The following is a 21,539-nucleotide window of genomic DNA, read 5'->3' as shown; positions in this document are numbered from 1 at the left end:
TGCGCCGCAGGTCGACGCAGACGGCGCCCGGATCGACACGGGGCTGGCGCCCGCGCCGGATCGTCGGACTCGTCCTGCTGCTGCCGGCCCTCGCCTTTGGTGTGCTGCTCGTCATGGCGCTCGTCTATAGCGCAGTGCCCCCGCCCTCAACCCTGATGCTCGGGCGATGGGCGACCCTGAAGCCCGTGGACCGCCAAGCCGTCCCCCTGGCGGCGATCTCGCCCCACCTCGTCCAGGCGGTGATCGCCTCGGAGGATCAGCGCTTCTGCCTGCATGACGGCGTCGATTGGGGCGCCCTGCGCGAAGTCGTCGACGACGAGGACGGCCCGAGCCGGGGCGCCTCGACGATCTCGATGCAAACGGTGAAGAACGTCTTCCTGTGGCCAGGCCGCTCCGTCCTGCGCAAGGGCCTGGAGATCCCCCTGGCGATGGCCGCCGACGCCCTGTGGGGCAAACGCCGGATGATGGAGGTCTACCTCAACGTCGCCGAGTGGGGCGAGGGGGTGTTCGGGGCCGAGGCCGCTGCGCGGCGCTGGTTCGGCAAACCCGCCCGCGACCTGACGCGGGGGGAGGCGGCACTGCTCGCCGCCGTGCTGCCCAACCCGATCCTGCGCAACCCGGCCCTGCCGTCGCGCGGCGTGCGGGCGGCGGCGGCCCGGATCCAAACCCGGATGAATGGGGTGGCCGGCCTGATGGGCTGCGTGAAGCGCTAGCGCATCGCTGCGAAAGGTAGCCTCCGGCTTTCGGGGCGAAGTTCCGGCCCGGCGCTCCCCATGTCGCCGGGGGAAAAGTCGTGTCATAGAGCCGATCGAGACCGGGGACCCGGCCCGGACGGGCCGCATCAGGGGCGGATACCACGTTGGCCGACGCGAACACCTTCGAACTCACCCTCGAGCGCATCGCGCTGATCCGCCGGATGGTGGTGGCCTGGAACCGCGACGGGGTCGGCGCGCCCATCGTGCATCCGGACGCGCCCTACGGCAGCACCGACCGGGACGGCGACATCTTCAACGTCACGGGGGACGACGAGGGCGCGGACGAGGAACACCGGGCGCTCGGCGACGCACTGGCGGTGTTCTGCACGAGCGCGGTCCTGAAGCCGGGCCGCTACGCTTACCACAACACCCTGGCCAAGCTCGATGCGGGCGATGTCGGCGACGTGTTCCGCGACGAGGCGACGGGCGCGACCCCCGAGCACGTCACCTTCGACGTCGGCGCCGAGCACATCGCCCTGATCCGGTCCCTAGCGGTGATCTGGGACGAGGCCCGCGACGTGCCGGCCATCGATCCGGCCCGCCCTTACGGCACGGCCTCCGAGCCGCCGGCCCTGCACCACGAGATGCAGCCGGCCCTGCAGATCTTCCTGCGGTACGCCGACCTCGGGCCGGGCCTGTTCCGGCGCGGTGCGGACGGCTGGGTCGCGGCCTGACGACAAAGCCCCAAAGACCCTCCCCCCGCGGGGGGAGGGGAGAACGGTCGCTCAGGCGCCGAGCTTCTTCTTGCGCTGGGCCAGGGTGCGCAGGCGCAGGGCGTTGAGCTTGATGAAGCCCGCCGCGTCGCGGTGGTCGTAGGCGACGGCACCCTCCTCGAAGGTGACGAGGTCCTGATCGTAGAGGGAGTTTGGACTGGTGCGGCCGATGACGTGGACGCCGCCCTTGTAGAGCTTCAGCCGGACCTCGCCGGTGACCATCTCCTGGCTCTTGTCGATGAGGGCCTGGAGCATCTCGCGCTCGGGGCTGAACCAGAAGCCGTTGTAGATCAGCTCCGCGTATTGCGGCATGATCTGATCCTTGAGGTGCGCCGCGCCGCGATCCAGGGTGATCGACTCGATGGCGCGGTGGGCCGGCAAAAGGATGGTGCCGCCGGGCGTCTCGTACATGCCGCGGCTCTTCATGCCGACGAAGCGGTTTTCCACCAGGTCGAGGCGGCCGATGCCGTTGTCGTGGCCAAGCTGGTTCAGTTTCGCGAGCAGGGTCGCGGGAGACAGCGTCTCGCCGTCGATGGAGACGGCGTCGCCCTTCTCGAACCCGATGGTGATGATGGTCGGCGTGTCGGGGGCCTGCTCGGGCGAGATCGTGCGCGAGAACACGTAGTCCGGCACCTCGTCGGCGGGGTCCTCGAGCACCTTGCCCTCGGAGGAGGCGTGCAGGAGGTTGGCGTCGACGGAGAACGGGCTCTCGCCGCGCTTGTCCTTGGCGATGGGGATCTGGTGCTGTTCGGCGAAGGCGATGAGCTGCTCGCGGCTCTTCAGGTCCCATTCGCGCCACGGAGCGATCACCGTGACGTCGGGCTTGAGGGCATAGTAGCCGAGTTCGAACCGCACCTGGTCGTTGCCCTTGCCCGTGGCGCCGTGACAGACGGCGTCGGCCCCGAGGCGCTCGGCGATCTCGATCTGCTTCTTGGCGATGAGCGGCCGGGCGATGGAGGTGCCGAGCAGATAGACGCCTTCGTAGACGGCGTTGGCCCGGAACATCGGGAACACGTAGTCGCGCACGAATTCCTCGCGGAGATCCTCGATGAAGATGTTCTCCGGCTTGATGCCGAGGAGTTCGGCCTTCTTGCGGGCCGGCTCCAGTTCCTCGCCCTGGCCGAGATCGGCCGTGAACGTGACCACCTCGCAGCCATAGGTGGTCTGCAGCCACTTCAGGATGATCGAGGTGTCGAGGCCGCCCGAATAGGCGAGCACGACCTTGTTGACGGGCTTCGGGTTCGCGTCGGGCATCGGACTCGCTCGGGTTCGGCCATGGGGGGCGGGCGTCTGGCGGCGGCTTAACAGCGGAGCGATGGGCCGTGCAACCGCCGTGCCGCCGGATGCGTTCGCCTCATGTCGTTACGGCAGCCGGCGGCCTTGTCCCCGCTCATCCCAGGGGCGAAGGTCATCGCCCGGTAACCTTGTCGGCGACCTTGCCCCTGGGGGCCCGGGCGGCGAAAATGGCTCTCTCACACAATCCGGAGTTTCGACGTATGCCGCGCCGGCCGACCCTCGAATTCTGGTATGAGTTCGCCTCCACCTATTCCTACCTCGCTGCCATGCGGATCGAGGCGCTGGCCGAGGCCGCCGAAGTCGAGCTGCGCTGGCGCCCGTTCCTCGTCGGCCCGATCTTCGCCGCGCAGGGGTGGAATTCATCGCCGTTCAACCTCTATCCGGCCAAGGGCCGGCACATGTGGCGCGACGTCGAGCGCGAGGCCGCGCGCCTCGGACTGCCGCCGGTGACGCGCCCCAATCCGTTTCCCCAGAACAGCCTCAGCGCCACGCGGGCGGCGACCTACGGGATGGATCACGACTGGCTCGTGCCGTTCTCGAAAGCGGTCTACGAGGCGGAATTCGCCCGGGGACAATCCATCGCCGAGCCCGCGGCCGTGGTCGCGATCCTCAACGGCCTCGGCCTCGACGGCACCATCATCCTGAAGCAGGCGGCGGCCGAGACGAACAAGGGGCGCCTGCGCGTCAACGGCGAGGAGGCGCGCTCGCGCGGCATCTTCGGGGCGCCGACCTTCCTCACGGGGGACGGCGAGCTGTTCTGGGGCAACGACCGCCTGGAACAGGCCCTCGCCTGGGCCGTCGGCGACCGACCCGGCGCCATGCGCGAGTAGGGGGACTTCCCCTGTCACGCGCGCGCCAGCCGATGGTCACCCGGGCGCAACACGCTTAAGAGCCTGCCCGACCTTGCACTCGCTTTTCGGGCCCTATCCCATGCGCTTCGACCGCCGGCACTTCCTCTCCGTCCTGGGGATCGGCCTCACCGGCCGGGCCCTCGCTCAGGGCTACGGCCAGACCTGGAAGGTCGAGAGCGACGAGGGCCGCCCCGTCGCCAACATGCGCCTGCCCGGCGAGATCGTCGGCGAGATTCCGGCCCTGAAGGGCATCACCTATGTCGGGCCGGCCGAGGCCGAGACGACCCTGTACGAGTTCTTCGACTACAATTGCCCGTACTGCCGCAAGGCGGCCGCCGACATGGTGTCCCTCGCCGGGAGCGACCCCACCCTGCGGATCGGCCTCATCAACAATCCGATCCTATCACCGCAATCGGCCCAGGCGGCCAAGGTCGCGCTGGCCGTGCAGCGCAAGCTCGGCTCGGCCGCCGCGTGGAGCCTCTACGGCACGCTTCTCGCCGGACGCGGTTCCATCGACGGAACCGGCGCCCTGAAGGCCGCGGCCAAGCTCGGCGTGCCCGCGGCCGAACTCGAGACCATCGGCGACAGCGAGGAAGTCCGCCTCGCCCTCAAGGCCCAGATGCGGATGGCCGCCGATCTCGGGCTGGCCGCCACGCCGTCCTACGTTCTGGGCAACACCGGCCTCCTCGGCCATCCGGGTGCGAAATCCCTCGCCCGGATGATCGCCGCCATGCGGCGCTGCGATCGCATCGCCTGCTGAGGCTCCGCCTCACCTTCGCCACCGTTTGGCGCGACCGGATCGTGCTCCGGATTCTGCCGCACCGCACAACGCCCGGCGGGTGGCTCGGCCGGCCGTCCCGTGCGCCGATCGCCTGTCCCGTACCGGCGCGGCCCATCGTCTTGCGCCCCCAGAACCCGCATGCTAGGCCCTCGCCGCGCCGGAAGGGCGGGTTTTCATGTGGCCCGCGCAGACCGGCAGTTCCCAATCCTGACGGTTCCCGAAGCCTCGCCGCTCCAGCGGTACGCGGCGGCCGGAACCCTAGGGCCGGATTGAAGAGAGAGCGGCGCGTGGCGCAGAACGGTTCCGAGGCGGGTTCTCCGGTTGCAGGCGTGGCGGCGCGTTACGCGTCGGCCCTGTTCGAACTGGCGCGCGACGAGCGCGATATCGATGGTGTCGCGGCGAGCCTCGATCAGTTCGACGCGCTGCTGAAGGAGAGCGCCGATCTGCGTCGCTTCGTGCGCAGCCCCGTCTTCTCGGGCGCCGAGCAGGAAGCCGCCATCGGCGCCCTGCTGGAGAAAGCCGGCATCGGCGGGCTCGGCGCGAACTTCATCCGCCTCGCCGCCGCCAATCGCCGCCTGTTCGCCCTGCCGGACATGATCCGCTCCTTCCGCAGCCTCGTGCAGGTGTCGCGGGGCATCGTGCGCGCCGAGGTCACCGTCGCCGAGCGGCCGTCCGACGCCGTCGTCGAGGAGATCAAGGCCAGCCTGCGCGACGTCGCACGCTCCGAGATCGACCTTGATCTACGGATCGACCCCAGCCTGATCGGCGGCCTCGTGGTCAAGATCGGCAGCCGCATGGTCGACGCGTCCCTGCGGACCAAGCTCAACGGTATTCGCCTTGCCATGCGGGAAGCCCGGTAAGGGCCTTCACAGGCCCGACCCTTCCCGTTCCCAGACCCATTCATTCAATCAACGACAAGAGGCCCGACGATGGACATCCGCGCCGCCGAGATCTCCGCGATCCTGAAGGATCAGATCAAGAATTTCGGCCAGGAAGCCGAAGTCACCGAGGTGGGTCAGGTTCTGTCCGTCGGTGACGGCATCGCCCGCGCCTACGGTCTCGACAGCGTCCAGGCCGGCGAGATGGTCGAGTTCGAGTCGGGCGTGCGCGGCATGGCCCTCAACCTCGAGCAGGACAACGTCGGCATCGTGATCTTCGGGTCGGATCGCGACATCAAGGAAGGCCAGACCGTCAAGCGCACGGGCGCCATCGTGGACGTCCCCGTCGGCAAGGCGCTGCTCGGCCGCGTCGTCGACGCGCTCGGCAACCCCATCGACGGCAAGGGCCCCATCGCCACCACCGAGCGTCGCCGCGTCGACGTGAAGGCGCCGGGCATCATACCGCGCAAGTCGGTCCATGAGCCGATGGCCACGGGCCTCAAGGCCATCGACGCCCTGATCCCCGTCGGTCGCGGCCAGCGCGAGCTCATCATCGGCGATCGCCAGACCGGCAAGACCGCCATCGCCCTCGACACGATCCTCAACCAGAAGCCGGCCCATGCGGGCACCGACGAGAACGCCAAGCTCTACTGCGTCTACGTCGCCATCGGCCAGAAGCGCTCCACCGTTGCGCAGTTCGTGAAGTCCCTCGAGGACAACGGCGCGCTCGAATACTCCATCGTCATCGCCGCCACGGCCTCCGACGCCGCGCCGATGCAGTTCATCGCGCCCTTCGCCGGCTGCGCCATGGGCGAGTACTTCCGCGACAACGGCATGCACGCCGTGATCGTATACGACGATCTCTCGAAGCAGGCCGTGGCCTACCGCCAGATGTCCCTGCTCCTGCGCCGCCCGCCGGGCCGCGAGGCCTATCCCGGCGACGTGTTCTACCTGCACTCGCGTCTCCTCGAGCGCGCCGCCAAGATGGGCGACGCCGCCGGCAACGGCTCGCTGACCGCCCTGCCGGTCATCGAGACCCAGGCCAACGACGTCTCGGCCTACATCCCCACCAACGTGATCTCGATCACCGACGGCCAGATCTTCCTCGAGACCGACCTGTTCTACCAGGGCATCCGCCCGGCGGTGAACGTCGGCCTCTCGGTCTCCCGCGTGGGCTCCTCGGCCCAGACGAAGGCCATGAAAAAGGTCGCCGGCAAGATCAAGGGCGAGCTCGCCCAGTATCGCGAGATGGCCGCCTTCGCGCAGTTCGGCTCGGATCTCGACGCCTCGACCCAGAAGCTCCTGAACCGGGGCTCGCGTCTCACCGAACTCCTGAAGCAGCCGCAGTTCTCGCCGCTGAAGATGGAAGAGCAGGTCGCGGTGATCTATGCCGGCGTGAACGGCTACCTCGACAACCTGCCGGTCTCGAAGGTCCGTCCGTTCGAGGACGCCCTGCTCTCGACCCTGCGCACGAAGCACGCCGATCTGCTCACCAAGATCCGCGACTCGAAGGACCTGTCGGACGACAGCGCCAAGACGCTGAAGGGCGTCGTCGAGGGCGTGGCCAAGTCGCTGGCCTAAGCCCCGACCTGACCGAGCCCTGGCCGGTCCCACGGGGACCGGCCCCAGTCAGTGAGGCGCCCGGAAGGCCGGGCGCCCCCTCCCGAGCCGTAGCGGATGGATCTGGAAGACACCCATGGCGAGTTTGAAGGATCTGCGTAACCGCATCGCGTCGGTGAAGGGAACGCAGAAGATCACCAAGGCCATGCAGATGGTCGCCGCCGCCAAGCTGCGGCGCGCCCAGATGGCCGCCGAGAGCGCGCGTCCCTACGCCGAGAAGATGTCCCAGGTGCTCGGCAACCTCGCGGCGAACCTCGTCGGCGGCGTCCAGGGACCCCGGCTCCTCTCCGGCACCGGCGCCGAGAAGACCCACCTCCTGATCGTCTGCACTGCCGATCGCGGCCTGTGCGGCGGCTTCAACTCGTCCATCGTGCGCCTCGCCCGCGAGCACATCCGCCGCCTGACGGCGGAGGGCAAGACGGTGAAGATCGTCACCGTCGGCAAGAAGGGCTACGACCTCCTGCGCCGCCAGTACCGCGACCAGATCATCGAGAACCGCGACCTGCGCGGCAACAAGCCGGTGGATTACGAGTTCGCCGCCGAGATCGCCGACAGCATCATCAGTCGCTTCGATGCGGGCGAGTTCGATGTCGCGACGCTGTTCTACTCGCGGTTCCGCTCGGTCATCGCGCAGGTTCCGACCGCACAGAAGCTGATCCCGGCTGAACTCCCCCAGGCCGGCGCCACGGCGCCCGACGCGGCCCTGCAGTTCGAGCCGAACGAGGAGACGATCCTCGACACGCTGCTGCCGCGCAACCTCACGGTTCAGGTGTTCCGCGCGCTCCTCGAGAACGCCGCCTCCGAACAGGGCGCCCGCACGGGCGCCATGGATTCCGCCACGCGCAACGCCGGCGAGATGATCAAGAAGCAGACGCAGATCTACAACCGCACGCGTCAGGCCATGATCACCAAGGAACTCATCGAGATCATCTCGGGCGCCGAAGCGCTCTAAGCGCTCCCCGACGCCCTGACCGCAACATCTCTCAAGGACCCGTAACATGGCGAACACCGCGATCCCCGGCTCCGGCTCGAACAAGGTCGGCAAGATCACCCAGGTCATCGGCCCCGTCGTCGACGTCCACTTCGACGGCCACCTTCCCGAAATCCTGAACGCCCTCGAGACGAAGAACAACGGCAGCCGCCTCGTTCTCGAAGTCGCCATGCAGCTCGGCGAGAGCACCGTACGCTGCATCGCCATGGACACCTCCGAGGGCCTCGTCCGCGGCCAGGAAGTGACCGACACCGGCGAGGCCATCAAGGTGCCGGTGGGCTTCAACACCCTCGGCCGCATCATGAACGTCATCGGCGAGCCCATCGACGAAGCCGGCCCGATCCAGTCCGACACCCTGCGCGCCATCCACCAGCCGGCGCCCGCCTATTCCGAGCAGTCCACCGAGTCGCAGATCCTCGTCACCGGCATCAAGGTGGTGGACCTCCTCGCTCCCTACGCCAAGGGCGGCAAGATCGGCCTGTTCGGCGGCGCCGGCGTCGGCAAGACCGTGCTGATCATGGAGCTCATCAACAACATCGCCAAGGTGCACTCGGGCTACTCGGTGTTCGCCGGCGTGGGTGAGCGAACCCGCGAGGGCAACGATCTCTACCACGAGATGATCGAGTCCAAGGTGAACATGGACCCGAAGGAGCACAACGGCTCGGCCGAAGGCTCCAAGTGCGCCCTCGTCTACGGCCAGATGAACGAGTCCCCCGGTGCCCGCTCGCGCGTGGCGCTGACCGGCCTCACCATCGCCGAGGACTTCCGCGATCAGGGCCAGGACGTGCTGTTCTTCGTGGACAACATCTTCCGCTTCACCCAGGCCGGCTCGGAAGTGTCGGCGCTGCTGGGCCGCATCCCCTCGGCGGTGGGCTACCAGCCGACGCTCGCCACCGACATGGGCGCCCTGCAGGAGCGCATCACCACCACCACCAAGGGCTCGATCACCTCGGTGCAGGCCATCTACGTGCCGGCCGACGATCTGACCGATCCGGCGCCCGCCGCCTCGTTCGCCCACCTCGACGCCACGACGGTGCTCTCGCGCTCCATCGCCGAGAAGGGCATCTACCCGGCCGTGGATCCCCTCGACTCCACTTCGCGCATGCTCAACCCCGCCGTTCTCGGCGACGAGCACTACAACGTCGCCCGTCAGGTTCAGCAGACCCTGCAGCGCTACAAGGCCCTGCAGGATATCATCGCCATCCTGGGCATGGACGAGCTTTCGGAAGAGGATAAGCTCACCGTGGCCCGCGCCCGCAAGATCGAGCGCTTCTTCTCGCAGCCGTTCTCGGTGGCCGAGATCTTCACGGGCTCGCCCGGCATCCAGGTGCCGCTGGCCGACACCATCAAGGGCTTCAAGGGCCTCGTGAACGGCGACTACGACGATCTGCCGGAGGCGGCGTTCTACATGGTCGGCACCATCGAGGACGCCAAGGAGAAGGCCAAGAAGATCGCGGCGGCCGCCTGATCTTGAACGCCAGGATCGGGCTCCTCCTCGTCGGCCTCGTTGTCGGCGGCTTGGTCGGGTATCTCACCCGGCCCCAGGCCGCCGAGATCAGAATCGGCGATTTCAGCCTCGAGGTTCAGGGCGACAAGCCGGCCGGTACGTCCGGGGGCGCCCTGACCACCGGCCAGATGCAGCACATCGGCATCTTCGCCGTCATCGGCGCGGCGCTCGGCCTCGGGATCGGCTTCGTCGCCGGTCGCGGCCGGGCCTGAACACGTCCACGGCGCACGGCCCCGGGCCGCGCGTCGTTTCTTGATAGCCACACACCCGAACCGGGATTCGCGACGTCATGGCCACCTTCCAGTTCGATTTCGTCGGCCCCGAGCGGACGGTGTATTCCGGCCCCATCGAGGCCGTGCAGCTTCCGGGCGTCGAGGGCGAGATGACCGTCCTGCCGGGCCACGCGCCCGTGCTGACGGCCCTGAAGGTCGGCGTCATCGTGATCAACGAGGCCGGTCACGCCGGCAAGCGCGTGCTCGTGCGCGGCGGCTTCGCCGATATCGGGCCGACCTCCGTCACGGTCATCGCCGAGCGGGCCAACCCGTTCGAGGAGATCACGCCGGAATCCCTCGACCGCGACATCGCCGCCATCGAGCTCCAGCGCGACGCGACGACGGATTTCGCCAAGAAGGAAGAGCTGAACGGCCAGATCGTCCAGCTGCAGGACGCCAAGGTCGCCCTGGCTTTCTGATCACGCGAGCGCGCGGGCGAGCAGGGCTTCCCGCGCCTCGGCCCCCTCCGGGCAGCCGGCCGCGAGCCAGTGCCCCCGCGCCTGGGCGAGACGCCGACCGATCTGCGGCCCCGCCGGAATCCCCCGCGCGACGAGGTCCGCCCCGGTGAGGGGAAAGGCCGGGATGGGGGTCTCGCCCCGCACCATCCGAGCGAGGAGATCGCGTGCTGGATCCGCGACCGCCGGACGTGTCCCTTCTCCCAGGGCCGCAAGTGCAAGATTCAGGGATCGCGCCCCGTGGATCGCCGCAAGGCCGCGCATGCCGGCCGTGTCGATCTCCACCCGGTCCTTCACCGCCGTCAGCGCGCGTCCATAGGCACCCAGATCGGCCTGCTCGGCTTTCGACAGGCGCAGGCAGCCGACCAGCCGTTCGGCATCGTCGCGGGAGAACACCGCGAGGGCGCCCAGCCGCGCTGGCGCATCGGAGGGCTCCTGGGCCACGCGCTCGAACCGCCACAGGTCACCGATCCCCGCGATGAGCCGGCCGAGAAGCCCGGTCTCGCTCAAGGTCGTGACGGCCGCCACGCTCGCGGGCGCAAGCAACAGCTTCAGGAGTTCCGCGCGAACCCGCTCGCGTGACAGGCCGTCGAGGGTGTCACGGGCGGCGATGCAAGCGGCCAGCCCCTCCGGATCGGGCGCGCCGGCGCCGTAGCGGGCGTGGAACCGGAAGAACCGCAGGATGCGCAACGCATCCTCGCGGATCCGAGTTCGGGCCTCCCCAATGAAACGCACGCGCCCCGCCGCGAGGTCCGCGATCCCGTCCGTGGTGTCGTGCACCGTGCCGGCGCCGTCCACCGAAAGGGCGTTAATGGTGAAATCCCGCCGCTCGGCATCACGGGCGAAATCGCGGCCGAACCGGACGACGGCGTGACGGCCGTCCGTCTCGACATCCTCGCGCAGGGTCGTGACTTCGAAGCCGGCGGAGCCCGCCATCAGCGTCACGGTGCCGTGCTCGATCCCCGTGGGAATGCTGCGCAGGCCCGCCGCCGCCGCGCGGGCGACGACGGTCTCGGGCGTGAGCGTGGTGGCCAGATCGATGTCGTCGGACGCGCGGCCGAGGAGCGCGTCGCGCACGCAGCCGCCGACCAAGCGTGACTCCTCACCCGGAGCCGCCAGGGCGGCAAGCACCCGTGCGACGCCGGGCATTAGCAGGAGACGGCGTGGGCCGTCCGGATCGAGACGTCTCACCGGAACTCTCCCGGCACCACGACGCCGTTCTCCAAATGCGGCGGCACGTAGCCACCGCGGTGGCGCTCGCCGAACAGGCCGGCCGCCACGAGGGCGAGGATCGCCAGAACGAGGCCCGTCATGGTCAGGCGGAAGATCTTGCCCTCCCAATGTACCTTGTCATGCGGATGCCGTCCGCTCAGGGCGAGGTAACCGGCGAACAGCAGGAACGGCAGGAGGAAGAGGGCGACTTCCTCAACGAGCTTACGGAGCATGAGAGTCTCGACGCGGGCCGGCGTGCGGTACGCCGGATCAGGGATAAAGCCGTTCGTGAAGGTTGTTCACGATGCCGGCCGTCACGCCCCAGATCCGGTGGGCGCCATAGGGAATCACATAGTAGCGCCGAGTGCGTCCCCGCCAGTCCGCGCTCTCGATTCGCCGCAGGCTGCGGTCGAGGAGATGGGCGAGGGGGGCCTCGAAGGTCGCCGCCACCTCGGCGGGGTTCGGGCGCAGGGGCGCGTCCGGATCGACGAGGCCGAGCACCGGGATCACGAGGAAGCCCGTGGCCGAGAGGTAGGGATCGAGGTAGCCGAGCGTGCGGATCGCCCGGGCTTCGAGGCCGATCTCCTCGTGGGCCTCGCGCAGGGCGGCCGCCGCGGGTGTGGCGTCGGCGGGATCGATCTTGCCGCCCGGAAACGCGATCTGCCCGGAATGGTCGCGCAGATGCGCCGAGCGCACGGTGAAGACGACGCCGAGCCCGTCGGGGCGGGGCACCACGGGCACCAGCACCGCCGCAGGGCGGTGCGGGCCGGGCGGCACCACGTCGATGCCGTCGAGGTCGTGGTCGCCCCGCGGGTTCGCGGTCGGGTCGCCGGGTCCCGGTGGGGCCGTGTCGAGATAGCGGGCGGCGCGGGCGACAAGGTCGGCGACGGCGTCGGGCCTCATGCCTCGGAGAGGGGGGCGATCCGGTGGAACGCGCCCCCGGCGGCGAGGCCGAGCCAGCCGTCGCGCTCCTCGGCCAGGGCCACGAGATCGTAGGTCAGCGCCCGCGTCACCAGGGCCCAGAGGCCGCGCCGGACATGGACGTAGGGACGCAAGCCCCCCGCCTCGTCCTGCTCGAACCGCAGGGCGTGGTCGGCATCGACGGCCACGAGGTCGTCGACATTGGTGCGCAGAGCGATGCGCCGGCCCTCGCCCTCGCCCTCCACCGCCATCTCGACGGCGACGAAGGCCGCGTCCTCGACGGTGATGCCGACGCTCTCCACCGGCGTCACCAGCACCACCCGGCCGTCGGGCTCGCGGCGCAGGATCGAAGCGAACAGCTTCACCAGGGCCGGGCGCCGGATCGGCGCACCATCGTGGAACCACGTGCCGTCGGCGGCGATGCGCATGTCGATGGGCCCGCAATAGGGCGGATTCCACTGCTCGACGGGCGGGGGACCGCGCCGGGGCAAGTCGCCGAGGGCGGCACTCAGGCGATCGATGGTGGGGTCGGATTCGGTGGGCGTCATGGCGAGCAAGATAGGGTTTCGCGAGCGCCCGGGACAGGGTCGATTCGCGGCCCGAAAGGCACTGTCAAATCCGGCGATGCGCCTGCGGCGTCGCGCCGACCTTGCCAGGGCGGCGCAAACGGCGCCACACTCCGGCTTCCTAGAACACCGCCATCGACCCGCGAGAGGTCGAGGCGGCCCCGCGAGGACCGACACCGCATGACGCAAGGCTCCCAGCCGGCCACGGCTCTCGACGACGGCATCGTCGCCACGGCGGAAGCGTGTCTCGGGGCCGTGGGCAAGGCGCGCGAGGCGGTCCACCGGGTGATCTTCGGCCAGGAGCAGGTGGTCGATCTCTCGCTCATCACGATCCTCGCCGGGGGCCACGGCCTGCTCGTCGGCCTGCCCGGCCTCGCCAAGACCAAGCTGGTCGAGACCCTCGGCACGGTGCTCGGCCTCGACGGTCGCCGTGTGCAGTTCACCCCCGACCTCATGCCCTCCGACATCCTCGGCACCGAGATCCTGGACGAGGACGCCAACCGACATCGCTCGTTCCGCTTCGTGAAGGGGCCGGTCTTCACCCAGCTCCTCATGGCCGACGAGATCAACCGCGCGAGCCCGCGCACCCAGTCGGCCCTGCTCCAAGCGATGCAGGAGCATTTCGTCTCGGTCGCCGGCGAGCGCCACGACCTGCCGCGCCCCTTCCACGTGCTCGCGACCCAGAACCCCATCGAGCAGGAGGGCACCTACCCGCTGCCCGAGGCCCAGCTCGACCGGTTCCTCCTCGAGATCGACGTCGGCTATCCCGACCGCGCCGCCGAGCGCCGTATCCTCATCGAGACCACGGGTATCGACGATCACAAGCCGCAGGCGGTGATGGACACCGAACAGCTTCTCACGGCCCAGCGCCTCGTGCGCCGTCTGCCCGTGGGCGACGCGGTGGTGGACGCGATCCTCGACCTCGTGCGCTCGGCCCGGCCCGAGGGCGGCGATCCGTCCCTCAAGGGCAAGCTCCTGTGGGGCCCCGGGCCGCGTGCCAGCCAGGCCCTGACCCTGGCGGTGCGCGCTCGCGCTCTCATCGAGGGCCGCGTCGCGCCCTCCATCGCCGACGTGAAGGCGCTGGCCGAACCCGTCCTCAAGCACCGCATGGCCCTGAGTTTCGCCGCACGCGCCGACGGCGAGACCGTTCCGGGTCTCATCGCCGGGCTCGCGGCCAAGCTGTAAGCCATGGCCAAGGCCCCCACGCGGATGGCCCCCACGCGGGTCCTCCCCGCAGAGGCCCGCACGCCGGGTCGGCGCGAGACCGAGAGTGCGCTTGGCCTCGCCGAGCGGATGCCGCGCCTGATCCTTGAAGCCCGGCGGGTCTCGACGACGCTGGCCCACGGCCTCCACGGCCGCCGCCGGGCGGGACCGGGCGAGAGCTTCTGGCAGTTCCGCCCCTTCGTGGCCGGGGAGGCGGCCGCGCGCATCGACTGGCGCCGCTCGGCCCGCGACGACCGGCTCTACGTGCGCGAGCGCGAGTGGGAGGCGGCCCACAACATCTGGTTCTGGGTCGACCGCTCCGCTTCCATGGGCTTTGCCTCGCACCTCGCCCAGGCCCCGAAGGTCGAGCGCGCCCTGGTCCTGGCCTTCGCCCTCGCCGACACCCTGGTGGAGGGCGGCGAACGCGTGGGCCTGCTCGGCCTCACCCGCGCGGTCACCTCGCGGCGCATCGTCGAGACCCTGGCGCAGGCCCTCGTCGAGGATCGGGACGGGCTCACGAAGGATGCGCCGCCCCGCGCCACGCCGGGCCGCTTCGACGAGGCGATCCTCGTCGGCGACTTCCTCTCGCCCCTGGCCGAAGTGAAGGCCACCGTCGACGCCATCGCGGCACACGGCACCCACGGCCACCTCGTGGTGATCGCCGATCCCGTGGAAGAGACGTTTCCGTTCTCGGGGCAAGCGGTGCTGCACGATCCGGAGACCGACCGAAGCCTCGCCATCGGCGATGCCGGGGCCTGGGGCGAAGCCTATCGGGATCGCCTCGCCGCGCACCGGGCGGGTCTCGCCGAGATCGCCCGCGCCCAAGGCTGGACCCTGACCCTCCACCGTACCGACCGACCGGCCAGCGAAGCCGCCCTTCGCCTGCTCACCCTCGTGGCCGCCGCGCGCGGGACCGGCTGAGGATCGACACCGTGCTCGGATTGCCCCTGACCTTCGCCGCCCCCCTGGCGCTCGCCGCCCTCGTCGCCCTGCCGGCCCTGTGGTTCCTGCTGCGGGTGACGCCGCCGCGCCCGCGCCGCATCGACTTTCCGCCCCTGCGGATCATGGCCGACCTGCTGCCGCGCCGCGAGACGCCGGCGCGCACGCCGCCCTGGCTCCTCATCTTGCGCCTGCTCGCCGCCGCCTGCCTCATCCTCGCCGTGTCCGGCCCGGTCTGGAACCCCTCGGGCCTCGGGGGTGATCCGGGCCGCACGCCCCTCCTGGTGCTGATCGACAATGGATTCTCCGCCGCCCACGATTGGCGCGAGCGCCTGGCGGTCGCCGACGACGCCGTCGAGACCGCCGCGCGGGACGGGCGCCCCGTCGCCCTGGTGGCTCTCGCCGAACCGGTGGCGCCGATCGAGGCACGGGTTCCAGCCGACGCCCTCGAACGCCTGCGCGCCATCGCGCCCCGGCCATATCTCGCCGCGCGGTCCGCCCATCTGCCCGGCCTGGCGGCGTTCCTCGAACGCACGCCGAGGGCCTCCGCCCTGTGGATCAGCGACGGCGTCACGCTCTCGGGCGAGGACACCTTCGCCAAGGGGCTGGCCGATCTCGTCGCCCGGCACGGCACGGCGCTGACCATCCTGCGGGCGGCCCAGCCGCCAGCTCTCGCCCTGTCGGCGGCGGAATCCGGCGGACGTCTCACGGCCCATGCCCTGCGGGCGGCGGCCAACGGCCGCGACGGCGGCACCGTGCGGGCCCTCGACCAGAAGGGTCTGCCGCTCGCCGCGCAGGACTTCACCTTCGCGGAGGGCGCCAGCGAAGCCGAGATCGGCTTCGACCTGCCGGTGGAACTGCGCAACGGCATCAGCCGCCTCGAGATTCTCAACGAGCGTTCGGCGGGGGCCGTCACCCTCGTGGACGAGCGCGGCAAGCGCCGCCGCGTCGGCCTCGTGTTCGGCGGCACCAGCGATCAGGCCCAGCCGCTCCTGGCGCCGACCCACTACCTGTCCAAGGCCCTGACGCCGTTCGCCGACGTTCAGGAGCCACGCGGCGCCAAGGGGGTCGCCGAATCCATCGCCCAGATGCTCGACGGACAGGTCTCCGTCCTCGTGCTCGCCGATGTCGGCGCCCTCGACGCCGCGACCCTGGAGCGGGTCGAAGCCTTCGTCGATGCCGGCGGCCTGCTCCTGCGCTTCGCCGGCCCGCGTCTGGCCGCCGGCAACGATCCCCTCGTGCCCGTGCGCCTGCGTCGTGGCGGGCGCACGCTGGGAGGAACCCTGTCGTGGGACAGCCCCAAGACCCTGGCGCCGTTCGCCCCCGAAAGCCCCTTCGCCGGCCTCACGCCGCCGGCTGATATCGGGGTGCGCCGCCAGATCCTGGCCGAGCCGGACGGCGACCTGCCGGGCCGCACCTGGGCCTCCCTGCAGGACGGGACGCCCATCGTCACGGCGCAGAAGCGGGGGCAGGGGCTCGTGGTTCTGTTCCACGTCACCGCCGACACCACGTGGTCGAACCTGCCCCTGTCGGGCCTGTTCATCGACATGCTGCGCCGGGTGGTGGCGCTTGCCGGCACCGGTGCGGCCCCCGCCGGCGAGGTGGCCCGTGCGCCCGCCGCGATCCTCGCCCCGCGCCTGACCCTCGACGGATTCGGCGCCCTCGGAACCCCGCCCGCCGGCGCCACAGCAGTTCCGGCTGATTATGCCGAGCGCGGCTCGTTCGAGCATCCGCCCGGCCTGTACGGCCCGCCGGAGGGCGGCATCGCCGTCAACGCCCTGACGGCGGCCGACCGCCTGAAACCCCTCGACTTCGCCCCCCTCGCCACCGCCCGCACGGGGTCCCTCGCGGGTGCCGAAACCCTGGATCTCCGCGCGACGCTCTTCACCCTGGCCCTCATGCTCCTCCTCCTCGACACCCTAGCGGGCCTCTGGCTCGGTGGCTTCCTGCGCCGGGGCGGCGGGCGGGCCGCGGTGGCCGCCCTCGTGCTGGTCTGCCTCTCGGCGCCCGGCCTCATCCCGAACCCAGCCCTGGCGCAGGCCCAAGCCCCTAGCCGGCCGAACGGCATCGAATCGGCCCTCGTCACTCGCCTCGCCTACGTGATCACCGGTGACGAGGCGGCCGATGAGGCGAGCCGGGCGGGCCTGTCGGGTCTGACGCAGGTGCTCGCCAACCGCACCGCCCTGGAGCCGGGCGAGCCCATCGGCATCGATCCGGCCAAGGACGAGCTCGCCTTCTTTCCCCTGATCTACTGGCCCATCGTCGCCGGCCGGCCCCAGCCGAGCGCCGTCGCGATCCGCCGCATCGACGCGTTCATGCGCAACGGCGGCACCGTGCTGTTCGACACCCGCGACGCGCTCACCGCCCGCCCCGGCGGGCCGCCGACACCGGAGGCGCTCTATCTGCGCACCATGCTGTCCACCCTCGAAGTCCCCGAGTTGGAGCCGGTGCCGGCCGACCACGTGCTGACCAAGGCGTTCTACCTCGTGGACAATTTTCCCGGCCGCTACGCCACGGGCCAAACCTGGGTCGAGGCCCTGCCACCGGCGGCGGAAGGCACCGAACGTCGCCCGGCGCGGGCGGGCGACGGCGTCTCGCCCATCATCATCACGGGCAACGATCTCGCCGCCGCCTGGGCCGTGGGCCGACGCGGCGAGCCCCTCTACCCCGTGGTGGGCGGCGAGGAGCGCCAACGCGAGATGGCGTTCCGCGGCGGCGTGAACGTCGTGATCTACACCCTCACGGGCAACTACAAGGCGGATCAGGTCCACGTTCCGGCCCTACTGGAGCGCTTGGGCCAATGAACACAGCGACACCGAAACTGCGGGAGGCCGCGCGCCGATGCTGAGCCTCAGCTTCACGCCCCTCGTTCCCTGGCCGGTCCTCGCGGGGTTCGGCGTGCTCGTCGCCGTGTTCGCCGTGCTGGCGATCCTGGCGCGCGGCGGCACGGCGATCCTGCGCGCCCTGGCGCTCGCCCTGGTGCTCTTCGCCCTCGCCAATCCGGCGCTGGTCCGGGAGGACCGCGAACCGGTCAAGGACGTCGTCGCCGTGGTGGTGGACCGTTCGGGTTCGCAGGGGCTCGGCGACCGGCCGGCCATGACCGATGCCGTGCGGGCCGAACTCCAGCGCCGCTTCGGCGCCCTCACGGGGATCGAGCCGCGCTTCGTCGACGTGCCCGACGCCAAGGACAGCGACGAGGGCACCAAGCTGTTCACCGCCCTGTCGCAGGCCCTGGCCGACGTGCCGCCCGAGCGCGTGGCCGGGGTGGTGATGCTGACCGACGGCGTGGTGCACGACATTCCGGCTTCCGCCGCGGCTCTGGGCATCAAGGGGCCGCTGCACGTCCTCGTCACCGGGCACCCGGACGAACGCGATCGTCAGATCAAGCTCATCGAGGCACCGCGCTTCGGCATCGTCGGCCGCGATCTCACGATCCGCGCGGAGGTGATGGAGCGCGGCGGCACCGGCACCGCCGTAGTCACCGTCCGGCGCGACGGCGAGGAGGTGGGCCGGCGCACATTCCCCACGGGAAAGCCGTTCTCCCTCACCATGCGGATCGAGCACGGTGGCCCCAACGTCGTCGAGGTCGAGGTCGAGCCCCTGCCCGGCGAACTCACTGTCGTGAACAACCGCGCGGTTCTGCCCATCGAGGGCATCCGCGAGAAGCTGAGGGTGCTGCTGGTCTCGGGTGAACCGCACCAGGGCGAGCGCACCTGGCGCAACCTTCTCAAATCCGACGCCAACGTCGACCTCGTACACTTCACGATTCTCAGGCCGCCGGAGAAGCAGGACGGGACGCCGATCTCGGAGCTGTCGCTCATCGCATTCCCGACGCGCGAGCTGTTCGTCCAGAAGATCAAGGACTTCGACCTCATCATCTTCGATCGCTACGCCAACCAGAGCGTGCTGCCCTCGGCCTATTTCGACAACATCGTCCGTTACGTCCGTGATGGCGGCGCGCTCCTCATCGCGGCGGGCCCGGAATTCGCCGGTCAGGCGAGCCTTGCGCGCACGCGTCTCGCCGCGATCCTGCCGGGCGAGCCCAACGGCCGCGTGGTCGAGCAGCCCTACAAGGCCGGCCTCACCGCCACCGGCACCCGCCATCCCGTCACCCGGGCGCTTCCGGGTTCGGAGGCGTCGCCGCCGGCCTGGGGCGACTGGCTGCGCATCGTCTCGGCGGGGGTGAAGCCCGGCATCCAGCCGATCCTCCAGGGCCCGAACGCCCTGCCGCTGCTGGCCCTCTCGCGCGAGGAGAAGGGCCGCGTCGCCCTCCTGCTCTCGGACCATGCCTGGCTGTGGGCGCGGGGCTACCAGGAGGGCGGTCCCTATCTCGACCTCCTGCGCCGCCTCGGCCATTGGCTGATGAAGGAGCCGGCCCTGGAGGAGGAGGCCCTGCGCGCCCAGACCACGGGGCACGGCCGCGAGGTCCGCGTCGAGCGCCAGACCATGGCCGACACCATCGAGCCCGTAACCGTCACGGGCCCCACGGGAAGCGAGCGGACCCTGGCCCTGACGCAGGCCGAACCCGGCCTGTTCTCGGCGACCTTCGAGGCCGAGCAGCTCGGGCTGCATACCCTGCGCTCGGGCAACCTCGTCGCCTTCGTCAGCGTCGGCCCGCCGAACCCGCGCGAGCTCACCGACGTGTTCAGCGACACCGACCGGCTCAAGGCTCTGGCCGAGGCCACGGGCGGCTCGATCCGCCGGGTCGCGGAGGCCGGCGGCACGGTGGTGCCGCGCGTCCAGACCGTGCGCGGCGGGCGCGCGAGCGGGGCCGACTGGATCGGCTTCCGTCCAAGTGACAGCGCCAACATCCGTGGCGTCGCGGTCTATCCCCTGGCCCTCGGGCTATGGGCCCTCGCGGCCCTCGCGGCGGCGGTGCTCGCCATGTGGCTGGTGGAGGGGCGGCGCGGCCGGGCCGCGTGATCAGGCGTCCGCTCGGGCGAAGCGGAGACCGGATCACGAAGCCCGCGCGGCGCTTGCGCAAAGCCCGGATCCGCCATCCCGAAAGGATCGACCGGATCAACTAGGAGGTCGATCGTGAGGGATGGGAAACCACGTTCCGTCATGGGGCGCGGCAGTTAAGGTCCGTTCAGGTAAGAGTATCGCATAAGTCAAGGCCACCGCCCTGCGCAGTCCGGACCGAGCGACGCGATGCCCCTCTCCCTCGTCGATCCCGCCGCACCCACCCGAGCCGATGCGGACAGCATGCGGCTCTCGGAACTCCTCGGGGCCCTGAGCCATGCCCTCGACCTGACCGAGGGCCAGCCGGAGGGGCATTGCGTCCGCGCCTGCTGGATCGGCACCCATATCGGCCGCGCCATGGGGCTGCCGGACCTGCAACTCTGGGAACTGTACTATACGATCCTCTTGAAGGACCTCGGCTGCTCGTCCAACGCCGCGCGCATCTGCCAGCTCTACATGGCCGACGATCTGCAATTCAAACACGACTACAAGACCGTCAGCGACCGGCTGCCCCAGGTGCTCGGCTTCGTCTTCTCGCATACGGGCCTGAAGGCCGGCCTCGCGGACCGTTTTCGCGCCATCCTCAACATCTTGCAGAACGGCGGCGAGATCGCTCAGGAACTCATCGAGACCCGCTGCCAGCGCGGCGCCGACATCGCCCGGCAGATGCGGTTTCCCGAGGCCGTCTGCGGCGGCATCCTCGCCCTCGACGAGCATTGGAACGGGCAGGGGAAGCCGAACAAGCTCGCCGGCCCGGCGATTCCGCTCTACGCGCGCATCGCCCTGCTCGCGCAGATCGTGGACGTGTTCCACCGTTCGGCCGGTCGCGAGGCCGCCATGGCGGAGATCCGCTCGCGAACGGGAAGCTGGTTCGATCCGCAGGTGGTGGCGGCCTTCGAGGGAGTGGCCGCCTCCGAGGCGTTCTGGACGGTCCTGGCGTCCGACAGCGTCGAGGACGCGGTGTTCGCCCTCGAACCGGCCCAGCGCCAGATCGTCGTCGATGAGGATTACCTCGACGACATCGCCCGCGCCTTCGCGCAGGTGATCGATTCGAAGAGCCCGTTCACCTCCGGTCATTCCGAGCGGGTCGCCGTCTATGCCGACCTGATCGCGGAAGAGCTCGGCCTCGAAGCCGAGCGGCGCCGCTGGCTCAAGCGGGCGGCCCTCCTGCACGACATCGGCAAGCTCGGGGTCTCCAACACCATCCTCGACAAGAACGGCAAGCTCGACGAGTCCGAATGGATCGCGATGCGCAATCACGCGTCGCTCTCGGAGAACATCCTTGGCCGGGTCGTCGCGTTCCGCGACATGGCCCGCATCGGCGGCGGGCACCACGAACGCCTCGACGGCAAGGGCTATCCCCGTGGCCTCGCGGGCGAGGCCATCTGCATCGAGACCCGCATCGTCTCGGTGTCGGACGTGTTCGACGCGCTCACGGCCCATCGCCCCTATCGGGCGGCGATGCCGATCCCCAAGGCCCTGGAGATCATGCGGGACGAGATCGGAACGTCGTTCGATCCGGCGTGCTTCGCGGCCCTGGAACGGGCGCTGGTGCGCCTCGAGACCCTCGACGCGGCGGCCTGACCCGTCGGTTGCCCTCGGCGGCCCCGCGCAGCC

20 protein-coding genes are annotated in these 21,539 nt (G+C 70.3%); 15 read left to right on the top strand and 5 right to left on the bottom strand.

Annotation, left to right across the window (positions count from 1 at the left end; genetic code table 11):
• The first annotated feature begins 113 nt into the window (after positions 1–113).
• Together mtgA and MFF01_RS05375 are read left to right on the top strand one after the other, a co-directional pair.
• Positions 114–713, top strand: coding sequence for a monofunctional biosynthetic peptidoglycan transglycosylase (gene mtgA / locus MFF01_RS05380; protein WP_238223093.1), 600 nt, complete (start codon positions 114–116; stop codon positions 711–713).
• A 146-nt stretch (positions 714–859) separates the two neighbouring features.
• Positions 860–1,429, top strand: a complete 570-nt coding sequence (locus MFF01_RS05375) for a hypothetical protein (RefSeq protein WP_238222693.1) — start codon at positions 860–862, stop codon at positions 1,427–1,429.
• 51 nt (positions 1,430–1,480) lie between these two features.
• Here MFF01_RS05375 and MFF01_RS05370 read toward each other — a convergent pair whose 3' ends face one another.
• On the bottom strand, positions 1,481–2,722 hold the full coding sequence (locus MFF01_RS05370) for an argininosuccinate synthase (RefSeq protein ID WP_238222691.1): 1,242 nt from the start codon (positions 2,720–2,722) through the stop codon (positions 1,481–1,483).
• A 242-nt stretch (positions 2,723–2,964) separates the two neighbouring features.
• On the opposite strand from MFF01_RS05370, the gene MFF01_RS05365 reads away from it, so the two are divergent.
• The 8 genes from MFF01_RS05365 (at position 2,965) to atpC (ending at position 10,083) form a co-directional block, all read left to right on the top strand.
• Positions 2,965–3,594 carry a 2-hydroxychromene-2-carboxylate isomerase gene (locus MFF01_RS05365; protein WP_238222689.1) on the top strand — a complete coding sequence of 210 codons (630 nt, stop codon included), beginning with the start codon at positions 2,965–2,967 and terminating at the stop codon, positions 3,592–3,594.
• Positions 3,595–3,694: 100 nt separating this feature from the next.
• Positions 3,695–4,375: a DsbA family protein gene (locus tag MFF01_RS05360; RefSeq protein ID WP_238223091.1), complete on the top strand. Its 681-nt coding sequence runs from the start codon at positions 3,695–3,697 to the stop codon at positions 4,373–4,375.
• A 308-nt stretch (positions 4,376–4,683) separates the two neighbouring features.
• The gene (locus tag MFF01_RS05355; protein ID WP_238222687.1) at positions 4,684–5,256 is read left to right on the top strand and encodes a F0F1 ATP synthase subunit delta; all 573 of its coding nucleotides are present in this window, start codon (positions 4,684–4,686) and stop codon (positions 5,254–5,256) included.
• Between the two features lie 69 nt (positions 5,257–5,325).
• On the top strand, positions 5,326–6,855 hold the full coding sequence (atpA, locus tag MFF01_RS05350; protein WP_238222685.1) for a F0F1 ATP synthase subunit alpha: 1,530 nt from the start codon (positions 5,326–5,328) through the stop codon (positions 6,853–6,855).
• 115 nt (positions 6,856–6,970) lie between these two features.
• Positions 6,971–7,846, top strand: coding sequence for a F0F1 ATP synthase subunit gamma (locus MFF01_RS05345; protein WP_238222683.1), 876 nt, complete (start codon positions 6,971–6,973; stop codon positions 7,844–7,846).
• Between the two features lie 46 nt (positions 7,847–7,892).
• Positions 7,893–9,353, top strand: a complete 1,461-nt coding sequence (gene atpD / locus MFF01_RS05340; protein ID WP_238222681.1) for a F0F1 ATP synthase subunit beta — start codon at positions 7,893–7,895, stop codon at positions 9,351–9,353.
• 2 nt (positions 9,354–9,355) lie between these two features.
• A complete protein-coding gene (locus MFF01_RS05335) occupies positions 9,356–9,604 on the top strand; it encodes a hypothetical protein (RefSeq protein ID WP_238222679.1) in 249 nt (82 codons plus the stop codon).
• 77 nt (positions 9,605–9,681) lie between these two features.
• Positions 9,682–10,083: an ATP synthase F1 subunit epsilon gene (gene atpC / locus MFF01_RS05330; RefSeq protein ID WP_238222677.1), complete on the top strand. Its 402-nt coding sequence runs from the start codon at positions 9,682–9,684 to the stop codon at positions 10,081–10,083.
• On the opposite strand, the gene MFF01_RS05325 is transcribed toward atpC, so the two are convergent.
• Genes MFF01_RS05325 through MFF01_RS05310 form a run of 4 tightly spaced genes read right to left on the bottom strand, consistent with a single transcriptional unit; the run spans position 10,084 to position 12,800 of the window.
• Positions 10,084–11,268 (bottom strand): CCA tRNA nucleotidyltransferase, encoded by a 1,185-nt coding sequence (locus MFF01_RS05325; protein WP_238223089.1) that lies wholly within the window; start codon positions 11,266–11,268, stop codon positions 10,084–10,086.
• A 38-nt stretch (positions 11,269–11,306) separates the two neighbouring features.
• The gene (locus MFF01_RS05320) at positions 11,307–11,564 is read right to left on the bottom strand and encodes a DUF6111 family protein (RefSeq protein WP_238222676.1); all 258 of its coding nucleotides are present in this window, start codon (positions 11,562–11,564) and stop codon (positions 11,307–11,309) included.
• A gap of 37 nt (positions 11,565–11,601) precedes the next feature.
• On the bottom strand, positions 11,602–12,234 hold the full coding sequence (locus tag MFF01_RS05315) for a CoA pyrophosphatase (protein WP_238222673.1): 633 nt from the start codon (positions 12,232–12,234) through the stop codon (positions 11,602–11,604).
• Positions 12,231–12,800, bottom strand: a complete 570-nt coding sequence (locus tag MFF01_RS05310; RefSeq protein WP_238223087.1) for a DUF1285 domain-containing protein — start codon at positions 12,798–12,800, stop codon at positions 12,231–12,233. The genes MFF01_RS05315 and MFF01_RS05310 overlap by 4 nt, the downstream gene beginning before the upstream one ends.
• Positions 12,801–12,998: 198 nt before the next feature.
• Here MFF01_RS05310 and MFF01_RS05305 point away from each other — a divergent pair, with 198 nt between their 5' ends.
• The 5 genes from MFF01_RS05305 to MFF01_RS05285 all read left to right on the top strand — a co-directional run bounded on the left by MFF01_RS05305 (position 12,999) and on the right by MFF01_RS05285 (position 21,506).
• Positions 12,999–14,003: an AAA family ATPase gene (locus MFF01_RS05305; protein ID WP_238222671.1), complete on the top strand. Its 1,005-nt coding sequence runs from the start codon at positions 12,999–13,001 to the stop codon at positions 14,001–14,003.
• Between the two features lie 24 nt (positions 14,004–14,027).
• On the top strand, positions 14,028–14,942 hold the full coding sequence (locus MFF01_RS05300) for a DUF58 domain-containing protein (RefSeq protein WP_238223085.1): 915 nt from the start codon (positions 14,028–14,030) through the stop codon (positions 14,940–14,942).
• An 11-nt stretch (positions 14,943–14,953) separates the two neighbouring features.
• Entirely contained in the window at positions 14,954–17,764 is a 2,811-nt protein-coding gene (locus tag MFF01_RS05295; protein WP_238222668.1) for a DUF4159 domain-containing protein, read from the top strand.
• Positions 17,765–17,801: 37 nt separating this feature from the next.
• A complete protein-coding gene (locus MFF01_RS05290) occupies positions 17,802–19,883 on the top strand; it encodes a hypothetical protein (RefSeq protein WP_238222666.1) in 2,082 nt (693 codons plus the stop codon).
• Between the two features lie 228 nt (positions 19,884–20,111).
• A complete protein-coding gene (locus MFF01_RS05285; protein ID WP_238222664.1) occupies positions 20,112–21,506 on the top strand; it encodes an HD-GYP domain-containing protein in 1,395 nt (464 codons plus the stop codon).
• The last annotated feature ends 33 nt before the right edge of the window (positions 21,507–21,539 follow it).

The organism is Methylobacterium adhaesivum, from assembly GCF_022179065.1.
In the GTDB taxonomy this organism is placed as follows: Bacteria; Pseudomonadota; Alphaproteobacteria; order Rhizobiales; family Beijerinckiaceae; genus Methylobacterium; species Methylobacterium adhaesivum.
The sequence above is the reverse complement of the archived record's forward strand: the minus strand, read 5'-3'. Positions and strand labels throughout refer to the sequence as shown.

Bases quoted from the DNA above. Each gene is read 5' to 3' on its own strand.
- MFF01_RS05360 (WP_238223091.1), top strand. From the start codon at position 3,695: ATGCGCTTCGACCGCCGGCACTTCCTCTCCGTCCTGGGGATCGGCCTC.
- MFF01_RS05345 (WP_238222683.1), top strand. From the start codon at position 6,971: ATGGCGAGTTTGAAGGATCTGCGTAACCGCATCGCGTCGGTGAAGGGA.
- MFF01_RS05285 (WP_238222664.1), top strand. From the start codon at position 20,112: ATGCCCCTCTCCCTCGTCGATCCCGCCGCACCCACCCGAGCCGATGCG.
- MFF01_RS05300 (WP_238223085.1), top strand. From the start codon at position 14,028: ATGGCCCCCACGCGGGTCCTCCCCGCAGAGGCCCGCACGCCGGGTCGG.
- MFF01_RS05305 (WP_238222671.1), top strand. From the start codon at position 12,999: ATGACGCAAGGCTCCCAGCCGGCCACGGCTCTCGACGACGGCATCGTC.
- MFF01_RS05290 (WP_238222666.1), top strand. From the start codon at position 17,802: ATGCTGAGCCTCAGCTTCACGCCCCTCGTTCCCTGGCCGGTCCTCGCG.
- MFF01_RS05325 (WP_238223089.1), bottom strand. From the start codon at position 11,268: ATGCCCGGCGTCGCACGGGTGCTTGCCGCCCTGGCGGCTCCGGGTGAG.
- atpC (WP_238222677.1), top strand. From the start codon at position 9,682: ATGGCCACCTTCCAGTTCGATTTCGTCGGCCCCGAGCGGACGGTGTAT.
- atpA (WP_238222685.1), top strand. From the start codon at position 5,326: ATGGACATCCGCGCCGCCGAGATCTCCGCGATCCTGAAGGATCAGATC.
- MFF01_RS05320 (WP_238222676.1), bottom strand. From the start codon at position 11,564: ATGCTCCGTAAGCTCGTTGAGGAAGTCGCCCTCTTCCTCCTGCCGTTC.
- mtgA (WP_238223093.1), top strand. From the start codon at position 114: ATGGCGCTCGTCTATAGCGCAGTGCCCCCGCCCTCAACCCTGATGCTC.
- MFF01_RS05370 (WP_238222691.1), bottom strand. From the start codon at position 2,722: ATGCCCGACGCGAACCCGAAGCCCGTCAACAAGGTCGTGCTCGCCTAT.
- atpD (WP_238222681.1), top strand. From the start codon at position 7,893: ATGGCGAACACCGCGATCCCCGGCTCCGGCTCGAACAAGGTCGGCAAG.
- MFF01_RS05365 (WP_238222689.1), top strand. From the start codon at position 2,965: ATGCCGCGCCGGCCGACCCTCGAATTCTGGTATGAGTTCGCCTCCACC.
- MFF01_RS05310 (WP_238223087.1), bottom strand. From the start codon at position 12,800: ATGACGCCCACCGAATCCGACCCCACCATCGATCGCCTGAGTGCCGCC.
- MFF01_RS05315 (WP_238222673.1), bottom strand. From the start codon at position 12,234: ATGAGGCCCGACGCCGTCGCCGACCTTGTCGCCCGCGCCGCCCGCTAT.